Source organism: Kurthia sp. ISK08 (assembly GCF_046159805.1).
Taxonomy (GTDB): domain Bacteria; phylum Bacillota; class Bacilli; order Bacillales_A; family Planococcaceae; genus Kurthia; species Kurthia gibsonii.
Map to the genome: position 1 here is coordinate 31,786 of NZ_JBJXHL010000003.1, position 16,012 is coordinate 47,797.

General features: G+C 37.3%; 13 protein-coding genes. 10 read left to right on the plus strand and 3 right to left on the minus strand.

Annotated elements, in window-relative coordinates:
• Positions 1-30 precede the first annotated feature (30 nt).
• The 4 genes from ACKVQX_RS06755 (at position 31) to ACKVQX_RS06770 (ending at position 3,533) form a co-directional block, all read left to right on the plus strand.
• Positions 31-234 (plus strand): hypothetical protein, encoded by a 204-nt coding sequence (locus ACKVQX_RS06755; protein WP_068454005.1) that lies wholly within the window; start codon positions 31-33, stop codon positions 232-234.
• Between the two features lie 254 nt (positions 235-488).
• Entirely contained in the window at positions 489-953 is a 465-nt protein-coding gene (locus tag ACKVQX_RS06760; RefSeq protein ID WP_068454004.1) for a YfmQ family protein, read from the plus strand.
• A 126-nt stretch (positions 954-1,079) separates the two neighbouring features.
• Complete coding sequence (locus ACKVQX_RS06765; RefSeq protein WP_087680556.1) at positions 1,080-2,576, plus strand: S41 family peptidase; 1,497 nt, start codon at positions 1,080-1,082, stop codon at positions 2,574-2,576.
• A gap of 54 nt (positions 2,577-2,630) precedes the next feature.
• Positions 2,631-3,533, plus strand: coding sequence for a GTP-binding protein (locus tag ACKVQX_RS06770; RefSeq protein WP_325943949.1), 903 nt, complete (start codon positions 2,631-2,633; stop codon positions 3,531-3,533).
• Here ACKVQX_RS06770 and ACKVQX_RS06775 read toward each other — a convergent pair.
• Positions 3,513-3,992: a DUF1648 domain-containing protein gene (locus ACKVQX_RS06775; RefSeq protein ID WP_087680554.1), complete on the minus strand. Its 480-nt coding sequence runs from the start codon at positions 3,990-3,992 to the stop codon at positions 3,513-3,515. The genes ACKVQX_RS06770 and ACKVQX_RS06775 overlap by 21 nt on opposite strands.
• A 78-nt stretch (positions 3,993-4,070) precedes the next feature.
• Complete coding sequence (locus ACKVQX_RS06780) at positions 4,071-5,417, minus strand: MATE family efflux transporter (RefSeq protein ID WP_409136130.1); 1,347 nt, start codon at positions 5,415-5,417, stop codon at positions 4,071-4,073.
• A 125-nt stretch (positions 5,418-5,542) separates the two neighbouring features.
• Here ACKVQX_RS06780 and ACKVQX_RS06785 point away from each other — a divergent pair, with 125 nt between their 5' ends.
• The gene (locus ACKVQX_RS06785) at positions 5,543-6,622 is read left to right on the plus strand and encodes an undecaprenyldiphospho-muramoylpentapeptide beta-N-acetylglucosaminyltransferase (RefSeq protein WP_068453995.1); all 1,080 of its coding nucleotides are present in this window, start codon (positions 5,543-5,545) and stop codon (positions 6,620-6,622) included.
• A gap of 83 nt (positions 6,623-6,705) precedes the next feature.
• Here ACKVQX_RS06785 and ACKVQX_RS06790 read toward each other — a convergent pair whose 3' ends face one another.
• Positions 6,706-7,251, minus strand: coding sequence for a GNAT family N-acetyltransferase (locus ACKVQX_RS06790; protein ID WP_068453994.1), 546 nt, complete (start codon positions 7,249-7,251; stop codon positions 6,706-6,708).
• Between the two features lie 578 nt (positions 7,252-7,829).
• On the opposite strand from ACKVQX_RS06790, the gene dapF reads away from it, so the two are divergent.
• The 5 genes from dapF to ACKVQX_RS06815 all read left to right on the plus strand — a co-directional run bounded on the left by dapF (position 7,830) and on the right by ACKVQX_RS06815 (position 15,989).
• Complete coding sequence (gene dapF, locus ACKVQX_RS06795) at positions 7,830-8,774, plus strand: diaminopimelate epimerase (RefSeq protein WP_068453992.1); 945 nt, start codon at positions 7,830-7,832, stop codon at positions 8,772-8,774.
• 37 nt (positions 8,775-8,811) lie between these two features.
• Positions 8,812-10,866 carry a sensor domain-containing diguanylate cyclase gene (locus tag ACKVQX_RS06800; RefSeq protein ID WP_082701435.1) on the plus strand — a complete coding sequence of 685 codons (2,055 nt, stop codon included), beginning with the start codon at positions 8,812-8,814 and terminating at the stop codon, positions 10,864-10,866.
• A complete protein-coding gene (locus tag ACKVQX_RS06805; protein ID WP_409136131.1) occupies positions 10,866-11,540 on the plus strand; it encodes a response regulator transcription factor in 675 nt (224 codons plus the stop codon). Before ACKVQX_RS06800 ends, ACKVQX_RS06805 begins: the two co-directional genes overlap by 1 nt.
• A complete protein-coding gene (locus ACKVQX_RS06810; protein WP_409136132.1) occupies positions 11,537-12,970 on the plus strand; it encodes an ATP-binding protein in 1,434 nt (477 codons plus the stop codon). The genes ACKVQX_RS06805 and ACKVQX_RS06810 overlap by 4 nt, the downstream gene beginning before the upstream one ends.
• Positions 12,971-13,193: 223 nt before the next feature.
• On the plus strand, positions 13,194-15,989 hold the full coding sequence (locus ACKVQX_RS06815) for a 2-oxoglutarate dehydrogenase E1 component (RefSeq protein WP_068453988.1): 2,796 nt from the start codon (positions 13,194-13,196) through the stop codon (positions 15,987-15,989).
• The last annotated feature ends 23 nt before the right edge of the window (positions 15,990-16,012 follow it).

Here is a 16,012-nt window from a genome sequence, read left to right on the forward strand (position 1 = left end):
AAGAGAAGGGAGTTGAAGGGAGAGAATGATGTGAAAGGAACGGTCTTTGCAATTATTTATGTCATACTAGGAATTTTAATCATTTTAGCACCGTCGATTATTTCAGGACGTGGTTATGATGAGGCGAATACGTTGTCGTCCTTTTTGACAGCCGATTATATCGTGCGAATCATCTCGTTTATTGTAGGGATTTTAATTATTGTATTTGCGGTGCGCGCGTTCCAAAAGAAATAATAGTGTAACAAACATTGAAATAGAGAAAACCCCTAAAGTTCTTATTCTACACGAACAAATGTGATTTATGAATATTGAATATGTTCTGACAAAAGAAATTCACCTTTTTGTCAAATACCATAAGAGGTATTGTGCCTATCTCGTGAACATTTAAGAAGTAGGATTGATTTTACATCTCCATATGATAGGATAAAAACGTAATCAATATTCATTACAAATTAACTAGAACTTATTATTTAGGAGATGTTTTCATTATGTCATGGGCATTACTTATTACGCTTGTACTTGGGACAGTAGTCAAATTACTTACAGCACCACCAAATATCGTGGTTGTTTGGTTGACAGAACGTTATGCGATGCATCAAAAGTTGAAGTCAGAAGAAGTAACAATTACATTTGACCAAAAAGAATTAACAGGACAAGAGAAAGAAGATTTCATCCAATCATTTAATGAAGCAGCATTTTTAGTACGTAATCCAATTTTTAAAGGTTTCGAAGATGAAGTATTAAATCCAGATACAGACATTGTACCGTACGTAATCGATGTGAATAAAAAAGGTAAACATTCAACACTATCTGTTTATTATGCAGAAGATCGTGTAAATGTAGTAAAACAACGCAATAAAAAAGTAATCTCTTACAGCTTAAACTCAGAAGAACTATCAAATACAACATTAAAAGGTCAAGCAGCTTGCAGTAAACATATGCAACTTGTTTAATGTGATCAAACGAATGATTGAGCGAATCAATCATTCGTTTTTTTTATTACTTTTCGTTACGCTAAGAACCTGTTAAAATAGAAGCAGTGTATGTACACGTGACGAGAGTGAAAGTGGTGAAAGATATTGGACGAACAGAAAAAGCAAGAGGAACAGCCAGAAGTAGAACCGAAAGCCTCGGAAGAAACGAAGCCTGCTGGTAAATACATTCGCCTGAAGCCCTTTACACTAATTATGATGATTATTGTATTAATTCTTGCGACATCAGGTATCACAATTTTTGCTTTAACGGTTGGGGAGAAGAAGGTAGTCGAAGTACGCACACCAAACCATGAAGAATTCCAAAAAGTATTTGATACATATGATGAACTAAACAAATCGTACTATGAAAAAATAGATGAAGATGCACTTGTGAATGGTGCGTTAAAAGGGATGATTGAGTCATTAGGTGATCCTTATTCAGACTATTTAGGCAAGGAAGAAGCAACACAATTTAATGATAGTATCTCATCTAGTTTCGATGGAATTGGTGCAGAAATTCAAGAAAAAGATGGTCAGATTATGATTGTCTCGCCAATTAAAAACTCACCTGCAGAAAAAGCTGGCTTACGTCCAAATGATATTATTAAATCAGTTGATGGTAAATCAGTTGTAGGGAAAACTGCAACAGAGACCGTACAAAAAATTCGTGGTAAAAAAGGTACGAAAGTGACATTAGAATATCAGCGTGGAAAAGATTCAAAACTACACAAGGTGACGATCACACGCGATGCAATTCCAATCGAAACGGTTTATGCAAAAATGACAAAAGATAAAATTGCACATATTCAAATCACAACATTTGCGGACCAAACGTATCAAGAATTACTGAAGAAGCTGGATGAGATGGAGAAGAAGGGTATGAAAGGTCTTGTACTCGATGTGCGTCAAAATCCAGGTGGCATTTTAACAACTGCGGTTAATATTGCGAGTCTATTCGTAGATGCGGGTGAACCGATTATGCAAATTGAGCCGAAAGATGGTCAAAAAGAGATTATTCGCGCTCAAAATGGTCGTAAAGTAGATGTGCCAACTGCGTTATTAATTGATGGTGGTAGTGCTTCTGCTTCTGAAATTCTAGCGGCAGCGATGAATGAAGATGCACATATTCCATTAGTTGGTGAAAAAACATTCGGTAAAGGTACGATGCAAACAGCGAAAAGTTTAGAAGATGGTTCTACGTTAAAATATACAACAGGTAAATGGTTAACACCTGAAGGTAAATGGATTCATAAAAAAGGAATTCAACCAACTGTTAAAGTAGATTATCCAAGTTATGCTTCGTTACCATATTTAGATCCTTCTAAAACAATGAAATTAGGGGATGTATCAGAACAAGTGAAGGCAGCAGAAAAAATGCTGAAGGCACTTGGTTATAATCCAGGCAAAATTGATGGATTATATGATGAGTACACATCTTATGCAGTCAGTCGTTTCCAAGCGAATAATAAACTAACAGTAGATGGTATATTAAAAGGCAAAACGACGAATAAATTAATGGATGAATTACGTGAGAAAATCCGTAAAGATGATCCACAATTATTAAAAGCACGCAAAATTGTTTTAAAAGAATTGAATCAATAAGGAAGAAGGGGGCAGCTTATGAGTTGTCCCTTTTTTCATAAAGGAGTGTTATATATGAAAGATGTGTATTTATTAAGTGGATTTTTAGGTAGTGGTAAAACAACATTACTCGCGAATATGATTGAATCATTAAAAGAACAGGGGTTAAAGCCTGCAGTTATTATGAATGAATTAGGGGAACTAAATTTTGATTCACAAGCAGTTGAAGAAGGCATTCCATTAAAAGAAATGTTGAATGGTTGTATTTGTTGTACAGGTTCTGAAAATACAGAAGCGCAAATTCAAGGGTTACTAGCAGAGAATGATTTTGATGTCTTATTAATTGAAACAACGGGTGCTGCACATCCTGTGGAAGCATTAGATGCAGTATATTCACCGCTTTTTGCAGATCAATTGAATATTAAAGGCATCGTAACCGTAGCAGATAGTAAGCGTTGGTTGATGCGTCATGAGATGACACCACAAACACGTTCTTTATTTTTAGAGCAAATTCGTCATGCGCATTTATTATTAGTAAATAAAGCAGATTTATTAACAGAACAAGAGTTAGGGCAAGTCACATACGAATTACAAGCACTAAATCCGAATGCTTTAATCGTTCAAACAACGAATGCAAAAGTACCATATTCATTTTTAAATGAAATTCAAGCGACAGCGCGTCCAACGGATATTGAAAAAGCAGATATTGGACATCATTTGCACCTTAGTTCTCGCTTAGTTGATTTTACAGACCAAGCATTTACGCAAGAGGAGATTGAGGATTGGGTGCGCTCATTACCAGAGACAGTGTATCGTATGAAAGGGTATTTGCCGATTAAAGGAAATAGTAAGCCGATGTTATTCCAATACGCATACGGTTTAACGCAGTGGATGCCTGAATTCATAAAAATGCCGCCGAAGTTAGTGATTATCGGCGACGGAGTAGATGCGATTCCTTTACCCACTACTACTTTGTGATTTAGCACGCTTAAATTGAATATAGTAGATGAGGAATGTTACGACTAGAATGACAACAAAAGCGACGAATTCCCATATACCTAGATGAATCGTAGTGATATCGAGTGCAAGAAGTACATTTTTCAACATGATCCATGTGAGGAAGAGTAAGAGTTCATTTTTTAAAAGGCTAGTCATACGAGAGAGAATCATATGCTGTTCTTCTGATGCGAGCCGTTGATCGGGTTTTGGAAGGTGCATGAATTGTGGTTTTTGTTCCATATAACGTAGGAAACTCCAAAGAGCGATACCGAGTGCTGGAATGAAGAAAACAAACCAACGATTTGCATAGCGATCAGGTTCTCCTAAAATATTATAGTGACTTGGAACTTCTGCAGGTAGGCGATTGAAGAAAATGATGAGTAGCATAGTTGTGGCGAACCAGAGAATAAGTGTGATCCAATCGAGTACACGATACATAAAAATCCCCTCCTTCGTGCTTTTATTATAGCATGAGGAGGGGATTTTTAATAATTCACAACATCCTTTTTATGGAATTTATGAACGGAATTTATTTTGTACAATGCGTAGTCGAATACTGAGTGAGATGGCCCCAATTGCAAGACCTGTAATGAGACCAACCCAATAACCGTAAGGACCTAAATCGAAAAATGTAGCGAGTACATAACCGAATGGTAGCGCGATTACCCAATACGAGATGACAGCCATGATTGAAGTAATCGTGACATCTTTATACCCACGTAGTGCGCCTTGAATCGGTGCTTGAATGGCATCTGATAATTGGAAGAATGCCGCATAGATTAAGAAACTCGCAGCAAGAGATAGAACATCGACATCATCACTATAAATCATCGCGATTTCATGGCGGAAACCAATAAGAATAGCGAGTGTGACCATACAGATGGATACAGCGAGCAAGATGGCTTTTTTCGTATAGTCCCGTGCATCTTTTGCGCGTCCAGCGCCAATTTCATAGCCAATTAAAATGGTTGCACCCATAGAAATACTAAGTGGGATCATATAAGAGAGACTAGCGAAGTTCATAGCGATTTGATGTGCACCGATGACTTCTGTTGAGTATTGGCTCATAACAATTGTCACTACAGCGAAAATACCTGTTTCAGCAAAGAGCGCAAGTCCGATGGGAACGCCAATAAGTAAAATTTCTTTTGACTTTTTCCAGTTGGGTTTTGAAAACTGCTTGAACAACTGAAAATTGGAGAATGGTTTTGCTTTGATCGTAATCCCAATCGCGATAAAGCAAATAATCCAATATGTAATAGCAGAAGCAATACCAGCACCTACACCACCAAGTGCAGGGAACCCCCAGTTACCAAAAATAAAAAGATAACAGAAGAAGATGTTTACAGGTGTCGAAATTAAGGTGATGAACATCGACATTCTTGTTTGTCCGAGTGCATCAATGAAGCAACGAAGTACAGTGTAGATGAATAAAGGAACGAGTCCGAAACACATCGCGAGTAAGTAGCCATGTGCGACATCTTGAACATGAGGTTCTAGTGGCATCCAAGAGAGAATCGTATTCATGCTGAAGAACATGAAGGCGAAAACAATCATTGCTAAAATAATTGATACGATGATTCCTTGTTGGACGGTAAATGTTGCCTCTTTCATTTTTTTTGCGCCGACTGATTGTGCTACAATAGGGGTAACAGATAGTAAAATACCAGAAATCCCTACATAGATTGGCATCCAGATGGACGAACCGATGGAGACACCGGCTAAATCAGTTGTTCCGTATTTGCTTGAGAATAATACATCAAAAAAGGTAACTAAATATAGTGCAATTTGTGTAACTAAGATGGGTGAAACAATGACAAAAAGCAATTTCCACTTTTGTCCGTTCGTAGTCGTTTCGTACACAGAATCGCCTCCTTTCATAAAATTAAGTCCATTGTGCCTTTTCATGGATGGGTTGGTATAGTACAATAAGATATTATTTTTATACATGTAAAAATCGTATAAATAGAATGGAGTTTATTATACAAATGAATCAGAAAACAGTTGTATTAACTGGTGGCGGAACAGCAGGGCACGTCTCGCTCAATCAAGCTATCATACCATCATTTTTAGATAAAGGCTATGACGTTCATTATATCGGTTCTAAGGACGGTATTGAACAAGAAATTATTTCAGAAGCGTTTCCAAATTTACCGTTTCATTCAATTTCAAGTGGGAAGTTACGTCGCTACTTTTCGGTGAAGAATTTTACAGATCCATTCAAAGTGCTGGCAGGTGTATTCCAAGCAGTTGGTCTACTACGTAAATTGAAGCCAATGATTGTCTTTTCAAAAGGTGGATTCGTATCGGTACCGGTCGTTATTGCAGCGAAAGTTTTAGGTATTCCTGTTGTCTCACATGAATCTGATGTTACACCAGGTCTTGCGAATAAGATTTCATTACCATTCGCATCACATATTTTCACGATTTTTAAACAAACATTAAAATACTTACCATCTGAAAAATCAAGTTGTACAGGTTCAATTATTCGTCCAGAATTATTTGAAGGTGACCGAACAAGAGGATTAGCGATGTGTCAATTTACAAATGGGAAGCCGACCATCTTAATTATGGGTGGTTCACTTGGCTCGAAGTTCATTAACCAAGCAGTACGCAACAACTTAACGGAATTACTTGTACAATACAATATCATTCATCTTTGTGGTAAAGGTAATATAGATGAGGCGTTAAATGAAATGCCAGGTTATCAGCAGTATGAATATGTGACGACTGAATTACCTGACTTACTTCATGCGAGTGATTACATCGTATCGCGTGCTGGTTCCAATTCGATTTTCGAATTTTTAGCGCTAGAAAAGCCCATGTTATTAATTCCATTATCAATGGCGCAGTCGCGTGGTGATCAAATCGTCAATGCGAAAATTTTCAAACAACAAGGTTTAGCAGAAGTGTTGCAAGAAGAAGAATTGACACCTGAAAGCTTCATGCAGGCACTGCGTACATTAAAAGAGAACGAAACGGCTCTACGTCAAAATATGATAGAAGCAGAATCACCAAAAACACCAGACGAGATGGTGGCACTGATTATGCAATATGCGAAAAAATAATTAGTTAATCGGGAGAGTCTTAGGATTCTCTCGATTTTTTTTACACACAAAACCCCTCCATCTAAAATGAAGGGGTTGTTTTATTACATCGCTTGTTCTGTCTCCTGTGCTTGGCGAGCAGTGTACAAGTAGAAATTATCTCGTTCGATTTTGAACAATTCGAATTTTTGTTCACCTGCATTGATTTCTTCGTATAGTGCTGGGTGACTTTCTTTCGCATCACACGCATACTCTAATTTCGCAGCAGCACGTTGAGATTTAATGTTCTCTTTTTTAATTTTCATAAATACAGTTTGAAAGTCTAGTTCAAAAAACAGTTCATTGAAGAAGTCTAGTTTTGCTTGTTGGTTATAACCCTTACCTTGATAAGGTAAACCAATCCAAGTGCCTAAAAAACCAGCCTTATCTTCAATATCGTATAGTGTAATCGTCCCAATTGGGTGGCCCCACTCGTCAAGTATTGTACGAGAAACAACAAGTCCTTGCTCTTCTTCCTCCATAAGCTGGCGAGTCATAAACCATAATTCATCTGCTGTCTTAGCCTTTTGACGGACAAAAGGGAAGACAGATGGGTGGCTTAACAATTCAAATAATTCATTACTTTCGTAAAGATCACGTTGTTTAAGCATACCTAACGCCTCCTTTTGGGTGGACCTTCAAACATACATACCATGTTCGCTCCACCTTCGAAATTTTTCATAAGTGTTGCATAAAAAATTTCGGGGTGGGAATCGAACCCACTAGAACCAGAAAACTGGTGACGCACCATTTGCCTTCCCTAAAATCTACTATTACGAATAGAGATTCATTTATGAAATTATTTTGCAATTTAAATATACAAGGAATTACATCATTTGAAAAGATAAAAATGCGAAATTTTTATCTTTTTTTAAAAAATCCCTTACCTAATGACAAAAAATCTTAAAAATTGTCTAAATCGTGTCTATTCGTCTTAGTAAATTTTAAATAAGGTTTTACTATATACCCTCTTTTAAATAAAAATATGCCGTTTTAAAGCAAAAAAATATTTCAAATAAGAAAAAAATATTAGAACAAATGTATAGTATTTGATATAATTTATACAATTTTTCATTAAAAAAGCATAAAATTCTCAAAAAAATAAATTATGACTTCAAGTGAACAGGGTTGTAACCATAAAAAATAAGAATTATGATAGAGTAGACAGGAAATGTAGGGGGATTTAACGATGAAATATGATGTATTAAAAGTTCAAGGTTCAGGCAATACATTCTTTTTAATAGAAGGTAAAAATGACGAGTTGAATTGGTCAGAAATCGGTAAATGGTTATGCGACCCAGCGCAGTATGGTGGAGCAGATGGCCTACTTGTTGTGTTACCATCAGTACATGCAGATGCAAAAATGCGTGTCATTAATGCGGACGGATCAGAAGCGTCAATGTGTGGAAATGGATTACGCTGTGTGGCACGTTATGTATTAAATAAACTCGGTAAAGATCAGGGGATTATCGAAACAATGAAGGCAGACTTACATGTTGCACGTCAAGGTGAGTTAGTAGAAGGTATTCATGCTTTTGCAGTAGAGATTGCACCTGTATCATTCGATTTAGCTTCTTTACCAATGGTCTATAATGCACAGCACACATTAATTGATGAACAGATTGCCGATTTTTCAACAGAATTACGTTATACAGCAGTATCTGTACCAAATCCACATTTAATCTCAATTGTACCTAAAGCATATATTGAAGATTTTAAACATCAGGAGCAATTAGCGAAGCGCTTAAATGACGAAAATAATTATACGCCAGATGGTGTAAACGTTAGCTATGTCTATCCAATCTCATCATCAGAAATTTTTGTCCGTACATATGAACGAGGTGTTGGCTTTACGAATGCATGTGGTACAGCGATGACAGCCTCATCGTTAGTTGCTTCACTTTTACACATTGTGGACGAAAATATGGTTACAGTCTATAATCCAGGTGGTTTCGTTAAGTGTCACGTGCAGCAAAGCGGAACAGAAACAAAATTATCCTTAATCGGAAATGCAACATATATCGCATTATATGAATTGAACATTGATGACGAAAATCATCTTTATATAAAGGAAGAGTTAACGGAGCAAAGTGAATATCTACAAAAAATAAAAGAAGTGTGTATTGCTTTTTGAAACGTGAGAAAAACAAACTCGGGGGAGTGGAAGAAATTTGAGAAACGAAATAGAAGCATCAGTGAACCAATTGCATACTTTATTTGAACATTGTGCGGATTTCGTTTTTTACATGGAAAACGTAGATGGACAATTCATTTATCGTTATGTTAATCCCGTGGCACTTGAAAAAGTATTTCAACAACAATCGCCAATCAATCAAACATTACAACAACATGTTCTAGTTTTAGAAACGCTACATGTCATTGAACGCCACTATAGACAAGCGCTTGAGACAAAAGAACAAGTTGTATTCCGAGATTTTTACTTGTTTTCAAATACACCCACAACGAGCGAAACAACTGTTATTCCATTCGGGAATGGAGAAGCGGTCTTAGCTATTACAAAAGAAGTTGATATCTTAAAAACAATAGAGGAAGAAAATCACTTTTTAAGAACATTGTTTCAAGAACAGATGAATCCTATTTTGGTGTTAAATACAGAATATGAAGTTATTAAAGCAAATAAGCGTTTTTATGAAACATTTGGTTTCCAACCCAATATTCTTAGTAGAAACTTTTTTGATATAGCAAATTTAGATGAAGAAAAAAGAGTAGTATTTTTTAATGCTCTGGCGAATGCACGCCGAGGTCGCCGTACAATGGTTCGGCAAAAATTGATTAAGGTGCGACAAGAGACAGCAGAATTTATTTTGAGTTTCACACCTATTTTACTGCATGAACGTGTTGTCGCAATTTGCATTCAGGCACAGGAATATACACGTAATATTGCGCTTCAGGAATCTTTAGATGAAGCAAGTACGATTTTGAAAGCGTATCAATTCGCTCTAAATGAAGCTGCTAATCTATGTATGACGGATGCAGAAGGTGTCATTGAATATGTTAGTCCAGGATATGAAAAGATATCACAATATAAAAAAGAAGATTTAATTGGACAGACGAATGGTTTACTTAATTCAAGACAGCACCCGAAAAGCTTTTATAAAGAGATGTGGGATACGATTAAAGCGGGTCAGCCTTGGCGTGGTGAGATTTGTAATCGAACACGTCTCGGAACGCATTTTTGGGTGGATACAACGATTGTTCCAATGTACGGATCAGATGGCGAAATCGAACACTTCTTGTCGATTTGTTTAGATATTACAGATAAGCGTGTGATGATGACGAATTTACGCAATATTGAACGTACTTTCCGCTTAATTACAGAAAATACAAATGATTTTATCGTTATTACGAATGAAGATGGTATTGTACTATATGTTTCGCCTAATCATGAATCTCGTTTAGGTTATGAGAAAGAGGAGTTACTTGGTCAATTTTATTTAAGTGTTTTAACAGAAGAGAGTAAGATGGTATTAAGTACAGAACTTGATGTGCTTTTAGAAAATGAAGGCGAATCACAGTTAGAATTACAATTATGTACGAAGTCAGGCGAACGTGTCTGGATTGAAGCACATATTACAGCTGTAGAAGATACAGAACGCTCTGAAGTGTATCAATTCGTTATTATTGCCAGGGAAATAACGAAGCGTAAACAAAAAGAAGATGAGCTTCGATTCCTTGCGTATCACGATAGTTTAACGCTCTTACCGAATCGTCGTTACGTGACACTAGAGTTTCCGAAGTTAGTGAAGCAAGCGATTACATCGGGGACTGCACTGACGTTACTCTATTTAGATGGCGATAATTTTAAACGTATTAATGACTTATACGGACATGATATGGGGGATGACTTCATTCGAAACTTTGGGCAAGCTTTACTAGAAAGTGTACGCGATCATGATATTGTTGCGCGTATTGGTGGTGATGAGTTTATCGTCATTTTATCGAATATGTCATTAGATGATGACAAGCGAAATCGTCAAACGCTACAAACAATTGAACGTATTCAAAATACACTACGTCGTGGTTGGATGATTGGAAGTACACACTTCTCACCAACATCTTCAATCGGTGTAGCGAGCTATCCAAAAAATGGAGAATCTATTAATGAATTAATGGGTCATGCGGATGAAGCGTTATATGTGGCAAAGCGTATTAACGGAAAAGACTCATATCATATTTCAGAAAAGTATTTTCAGGAGGATGTGTAATGAAAAAAATCTTATTGGTAGAAGATGAAAAAAGCATTGCACGTTTTGTTGAATTAGAGCTACGTCACGAACAGTTCGATGTAACCGTTGCATACGATGGTCGCAGTGGATTGGACTATGCTCTTACCGAGTCATTTGATTTAATATTACTCGATGTCATGCTACCTGAACTGAACGGTATAGAGGTGTGTAGACGCATTCGAAAGGAATCAGATATACCCATTTTACTCATTACAGCTAGAGATGCTGTTATGGATCGTGTAGCGGGATTAGATGCAGGAGCGGATGACTACATTGTAAAGCCTTTTGCGATTGAAGAATTATTAGCACGTATTCGAGCAGCACTTCGACGTACAACGACAATGAAGGAGGAAGAAACGCCTATTCTTCGTTTCCGTGATTTATTCATTGATGAGCAAGCGTATATAGTCACAGTTGAAGGACAGGCGCTTCAATTAACAAAAACTGAATATGATTTACTCGTGTTACTCGTTCAAAATCAAAATCGTGTCTGTACAAGAGAACAGATTCTTGTAGCAGTATGGGGGTATGACAGCGAAGTAGAGACGAATGTAATTGATGTATACATTCGTCATTTACGTGCGAAGTTGCCACCAGACTACAGTCATGCAATTGAAACAGTAAGAGGAGTGGGATATGTGATGCGCACATGAAAATCAAACAACAAATAATGCAGAAGTGGATGCACCAATCGTTAAAAACGAAGTGGGCGTTCATATCTGCTTTTGTCATTTTTATTAGTTATTTATTTATTTGTGTTGTGATGTATGTATCATTACAATCATGGCTACTCTCAGATGAAAAACAGTCTGTCACACGTTCGATGAATGACCTCACATCCTTCTTTGAAAGTCGTGGTCCTTACTTAACGCTTGAAGAAGTCCAGCGTAACGAGAATTTAATTAATGGCATTGTCGATAAGAATCAAACAGCACGTATTTTAAATGCAGATGGCGTCGAAATTCTTCGCATTAATAATACGACAAAAGAGATTCCAGCCATACCATCTGATGTACCGAGCCGAGGCTATGCACTTGAAACATTAAAAGTGGACGGGGAAAAAAGTTTTGTAGCAACTGCAAAACTACGTCTAGGCGCGTTTGAAGGATATATTCAATTAACGCATCCTTTGAGTTCCTATGTATCACTCATGCGCTATTTATTAACAGCGATGATTTTAATGGGTGTGATAGCGCTTGTATTATCATCAGCTGTTGGTTACACGTTGGCAACGAGGCTGTTGCGACCACTTGACCGTTTACGCTTTGAGATGAATCGTGTATCGAAAGAAGGTTTTGAAGCAAAAATCGAATTGCACGAACAAAGGCATGATGAGATTGGTGACTTACTTGGTGTGTACCGTAAGATGATGGTGGAACTTGAAAATTCTTTTTTACAACAACAACGATTTATTTCTGATGCTTCCCATGAATTACGTACGCCGATTCAAATTTTAGAAGGTCATTTAAACTTAATCAAACGATGGGGAAAAGATGATCCAGAAGTATTGGCGGAATCACTCGATACGTCTTTACAAGAGATTCATAGAATGCGCTCTTTAATCGAAGAGTTATTAGACCTTGCAAGACGTGAGAAAAAAGATATTCAAAATGGAGTAAATTTAATAGAAGAAACTAAAAAAGTAATAAATGAAACAAAACAATTACATCCAGAGGCTGAAATCATACTTGTGAGTAATGAAAATGATACCTTGAATGCAGCAATATCAAGGGATGCTTATAACCAAATTGTACGAAACCTATTACAAAATGCTATTCGTTATACCGAAAAAATTCCAAATATACGAATAAGCTTGACAAATGCGGCTGAGTGCCACAAAATCGAAGTCGAAGACAATGGTATCGGCATTCAATCAGATGCCATTCCACGTATATTTGATCGTTTCTTCCGAGTGGATGAAGCACGTTCGAGAGAGCATGGAGGAACCGGTTTAGGCCTGGCAATCGTCAAGATGCTTGTTGAAAAGTATGATGGACAAATTTCAGTAACAAGTAAGGTAGGAAAAGGCACGAAATTCACTGTTAAAATTCCTAATTTTAACAATAAAGATGGAATAAATTAAGTAATTACGTGTTTCAAGTCCAAATTTGCTGAATTTGATAAAAAATATTGTATTTTTTGTGAAGAGTAGTAAGATTGAAGGGGAAAAAATATTATATCTAATTGCTAAAAGAATTCGCTTACATGCAAGCAGATATGATTGGTAAAATATACAGTGGATTTTCATATTATTATTATAACTATTGGAAAGATGCCACTAGGCAAAAAACTTGGAGGTTATTCTCATGTCAAACAACGTTTCACCATGGGCTGCTTTTTCAGGACCTAACCTTGGCTATGTGATGGATATGTATGACCTATACTTAACATCACCAGAGGAAGTAGATGCAGAATTAGTAGCATTATTTGAACAATACGGTGCGCCAGTTGCTCCAGCAGCACAAGGCGGCTCAGAAGTAGCAGCAGTTGCTTCATCAGGTAATATTACAACAATTCTTACAGCGGTTAAATACGCTGATGCAATTCGTAACTTTGGTCACTTAGCAGCAGACATTTACCCACTTCACAATCAAGCAAGAGATACGAAGCGTATTGAAGCAGCAACTTACGGTCTTACAGATCAAGATCTAATCGAAGTTCCAGCTTCTGCACTTATCAAAGAAGTACCTGCAGGTGTACGCAACGGTTTAGATGCAATCAACTACTTAAAAGAAATTTACACAGGTAAAATTGCATTTGAATACAACCAAGTTGTTGGACAAGAAGAAAAAGAGTGGATCCAATCTAAGATTGAAAGCGGTTCACTAAATGGCGCATTAACTGCGGATGAGAAAAAAGCTGTATTAAACATGTTAAACAATGTTGAAGGCTTTGAACAATTCATGCACAAAACTTTTGTCGGCGTAAAACGCTTCTCAATCGAGGGTGTTGACTCTTTAGTTGTATTAATTGATGAATTAATCAAACGTTTTGAAACAAAAGGTACAAACGATGTTCAAATCGGTATGGCACACCGTGGTCGTCTAAATGTGTTAACACATAACGTTCACAAACCATACAAAATGATGTTGGCAGACTTTGCACACGTACCAAGCGATTTATTCGTACCAGAAGACGGTTCACTTGTTGTAACAAAAGGCTGGTCTGGCGATGCGAAATATCACTTAGGTGCAACATATAAAGCAGACAATGGTAGTCGCGTATCATTAGCTTACAACCCATCACACTTAGAAGTTGTATCACCTGTTGTAAACGGTGCAACACGCGCTGTTCAAGAAGACACATCAAAACCAGGTTTACCTGTACAAGACACTTCTAAATCAGTATCAATCTTAGTGCATGGTGACGCAGCATTCGCTGGTCAAGGCGTTGTAACAGAAGGCTTCAACTATGCAGGAACAAAAGGATTCACAACAGGCGGTTCTGTACACATCATCGCTAACAACATGATTGGTTTCACAACGGAACGCTATGATTCTCGTTCAACTGTTTACTCTTCAGACTCTGCAAAAGGTTACGAAATCCCAGTATTACACGTAAACGCTGATGCACCTGAAGCTGTAATTCAAGTTGCACGTTTCGCAGTTGAATACCGCGCGAAATTTGGTAAAGACATCGTTGTTGACTTAATCGGTTACCGCCGTTATGGTCATAATGAAATGGATGAACCAATGATTACAAACCCAGAAATGTACAACATTGTTCATAACCACGATACAGTGCGTGCGTTATACGGTAAACAATTAGTATCTGAAGGTGTTGTAACAGATTCAGATGTACAACAACTACAAGCAGATATTAAAGCAACATTACAAGCAGAATTAGACGTTGTAAAATCAGCTGGACAAGGTGCAGAACCTGATCACTCAGTACCACAAGTTGTACTTGATGGATTCCCAGAAGTTGATACATCCGTTGAAAAAGAGCGCTTAACAAAAATGAATGCTGAATTACTTCAATTCCCTGAAGACTTCAACGTATTCAAAAAATTAGGTAAAATCTTAAACCGTCGCCAAGATCCATTTGAAGGCAAAGGTAAAATTGATTGGGGCCATGCAGAAACACTTGCATTCGGTACAATCATCCAAGACGGTCACCCAGTACGTATTTCAGGTCAAGACGTACAACGTGGTACGTTCGCACACCGTCACTTAGTATTACACGATGAGAAGAATGGTAACGAGTTAACAATGTTACACCACATCTCAGGTGCAAAAGCTTCATTCGATGCAATTAATAGCCCATTATCAGAAGGGTCAATTCTTTCATACGAATTTGGTTATAACATTCAAAATCCAAACGCTTTAGCAATTTGGGAAGCACAATATGGTGACTTCGCAAACATGGCACAAGTTATTTTCGATAACTTCATTTCAGCTTCACGTTCGAAATGGGGCGTTAAATCAGGTTTAGTGATGTTATTACCACACGCAGCTGAAGGACAAGGTTCTGAGCATACATCTGCTCGTTTAGAACGTTTCTTACAATTAGCAGCAGAGAATAACTGGACAGTCGCAAACCTTTCAAGCGCAGCGAACTACTTCCACTTATTACGTCGCCAAGCAGCAATGTTAAATACAGAAGCAATTCGTCCACTTGTATTAGTATCACCAAAATCACTACTACGTAACCAAATCGTAGCAGCTGATGTAGATGAACTAGCGAATGGTAAATTCGAAACTGTCATTGAGCATCCTGTAACAGGTAAAGATGCGAAAAAAGTAGAGAAACTTGTCTTTGCATCTGGTAAAATGGCAATTGATATTGCAGAAAAAGTAGGAGAAGGAAAAGGATATGAGCACTTACACTTAGTACGTGTTGAACAGTTATACCCATTCCCATCTGAAAAAATTCAAGCAATCATTGAAAAATATCCAAATGTAAAAACACTTGCATGGGCACAAGAAGAACCGAAAAACATGGGTTCTTGGTCATTCGCTGATCCTTACTTACGCGAGTTAGAAGGCGATCACGAAATTCGCTATGTAGGTCGTGGGGAACATTCTTCACCAGCTGAGGGAGATCCAGATTCATTCAAAGTAGCACAAACAAAAGTGATTGAAGAAGCAGTATCTAAATAATCGTTCATCATATTGAAGGAGGA

What these genes read in the sequence shown, in the direction of transcription:
- ACKVQX_RS06760 (WP_068454004.1), top strand. Translation starts at nt 489, where the DNA reads ATGTCATGGGCATTACTTATTACGCTTGTACTTGGGACAGTAGTCAAA.
- ACKVQX_RS06770 (WP_325943949.1), top strand. Translation starts at nt 2,631, where the DNA reads ATGAAAGATGTGTATTTATTAAGTGGATTTTTAGGTAGTGGTAAAACA.
- ACKVQX_RS06775 (WP_087680554.1), bottom strand. Translation starts at nt 3,992, where the DNA reads ATGTATCGTGTACTCGATTGGATCACACTTATTCTCTGGTTCGCCACA.
- ACKVQX_RS06785 (WP_068453995.1), top strand. Translation starts at nt 5,543, where the DNA reads ATGAATCAGAAAACAGTTGTATTAACTGGTGGCGGAACAGCAGGGCAC.
- ACKVQX_RS06790 (WP_068453994.1), bottom strand. Translation starts at nt 7,251, where the DNA reads ATGCTTAAACAACGTGATCTTTACGAAAGTAATGAATTATTTGAATTG.
- dapF (WP_068453992.1), top strand. Translation starts at nt 7,830, where the DNA reads ATGAAATATGATGTATTAAAAGTTCAAGGTTCAGGCAATACATTCTTT.
- ACKVQX_RS06805 (WP_409136131.1), top strand. Translation starts at nt 10,866, where the DNA reads ATGAAAAAAATCTTATTGGTAGAAGATGAAAAAAGCATTGCACGTTTT.
- ACKVQX_RS06810 (WP_409136132.1), top strand. Translation starts at nt 11,537, where the DNA reads ATGAAAATCAAACAACAAATAATGCAGAAGTGGATGCACCAATCGTTA.
- ACKVQX_RS06815 (WP_068453988.1), top strand. Translation starts at nt 13,194, where the DNA reads ATGTCAAACAACGTTTCACCATGGGCTGCTTTTTCAGGACCTAACCTT.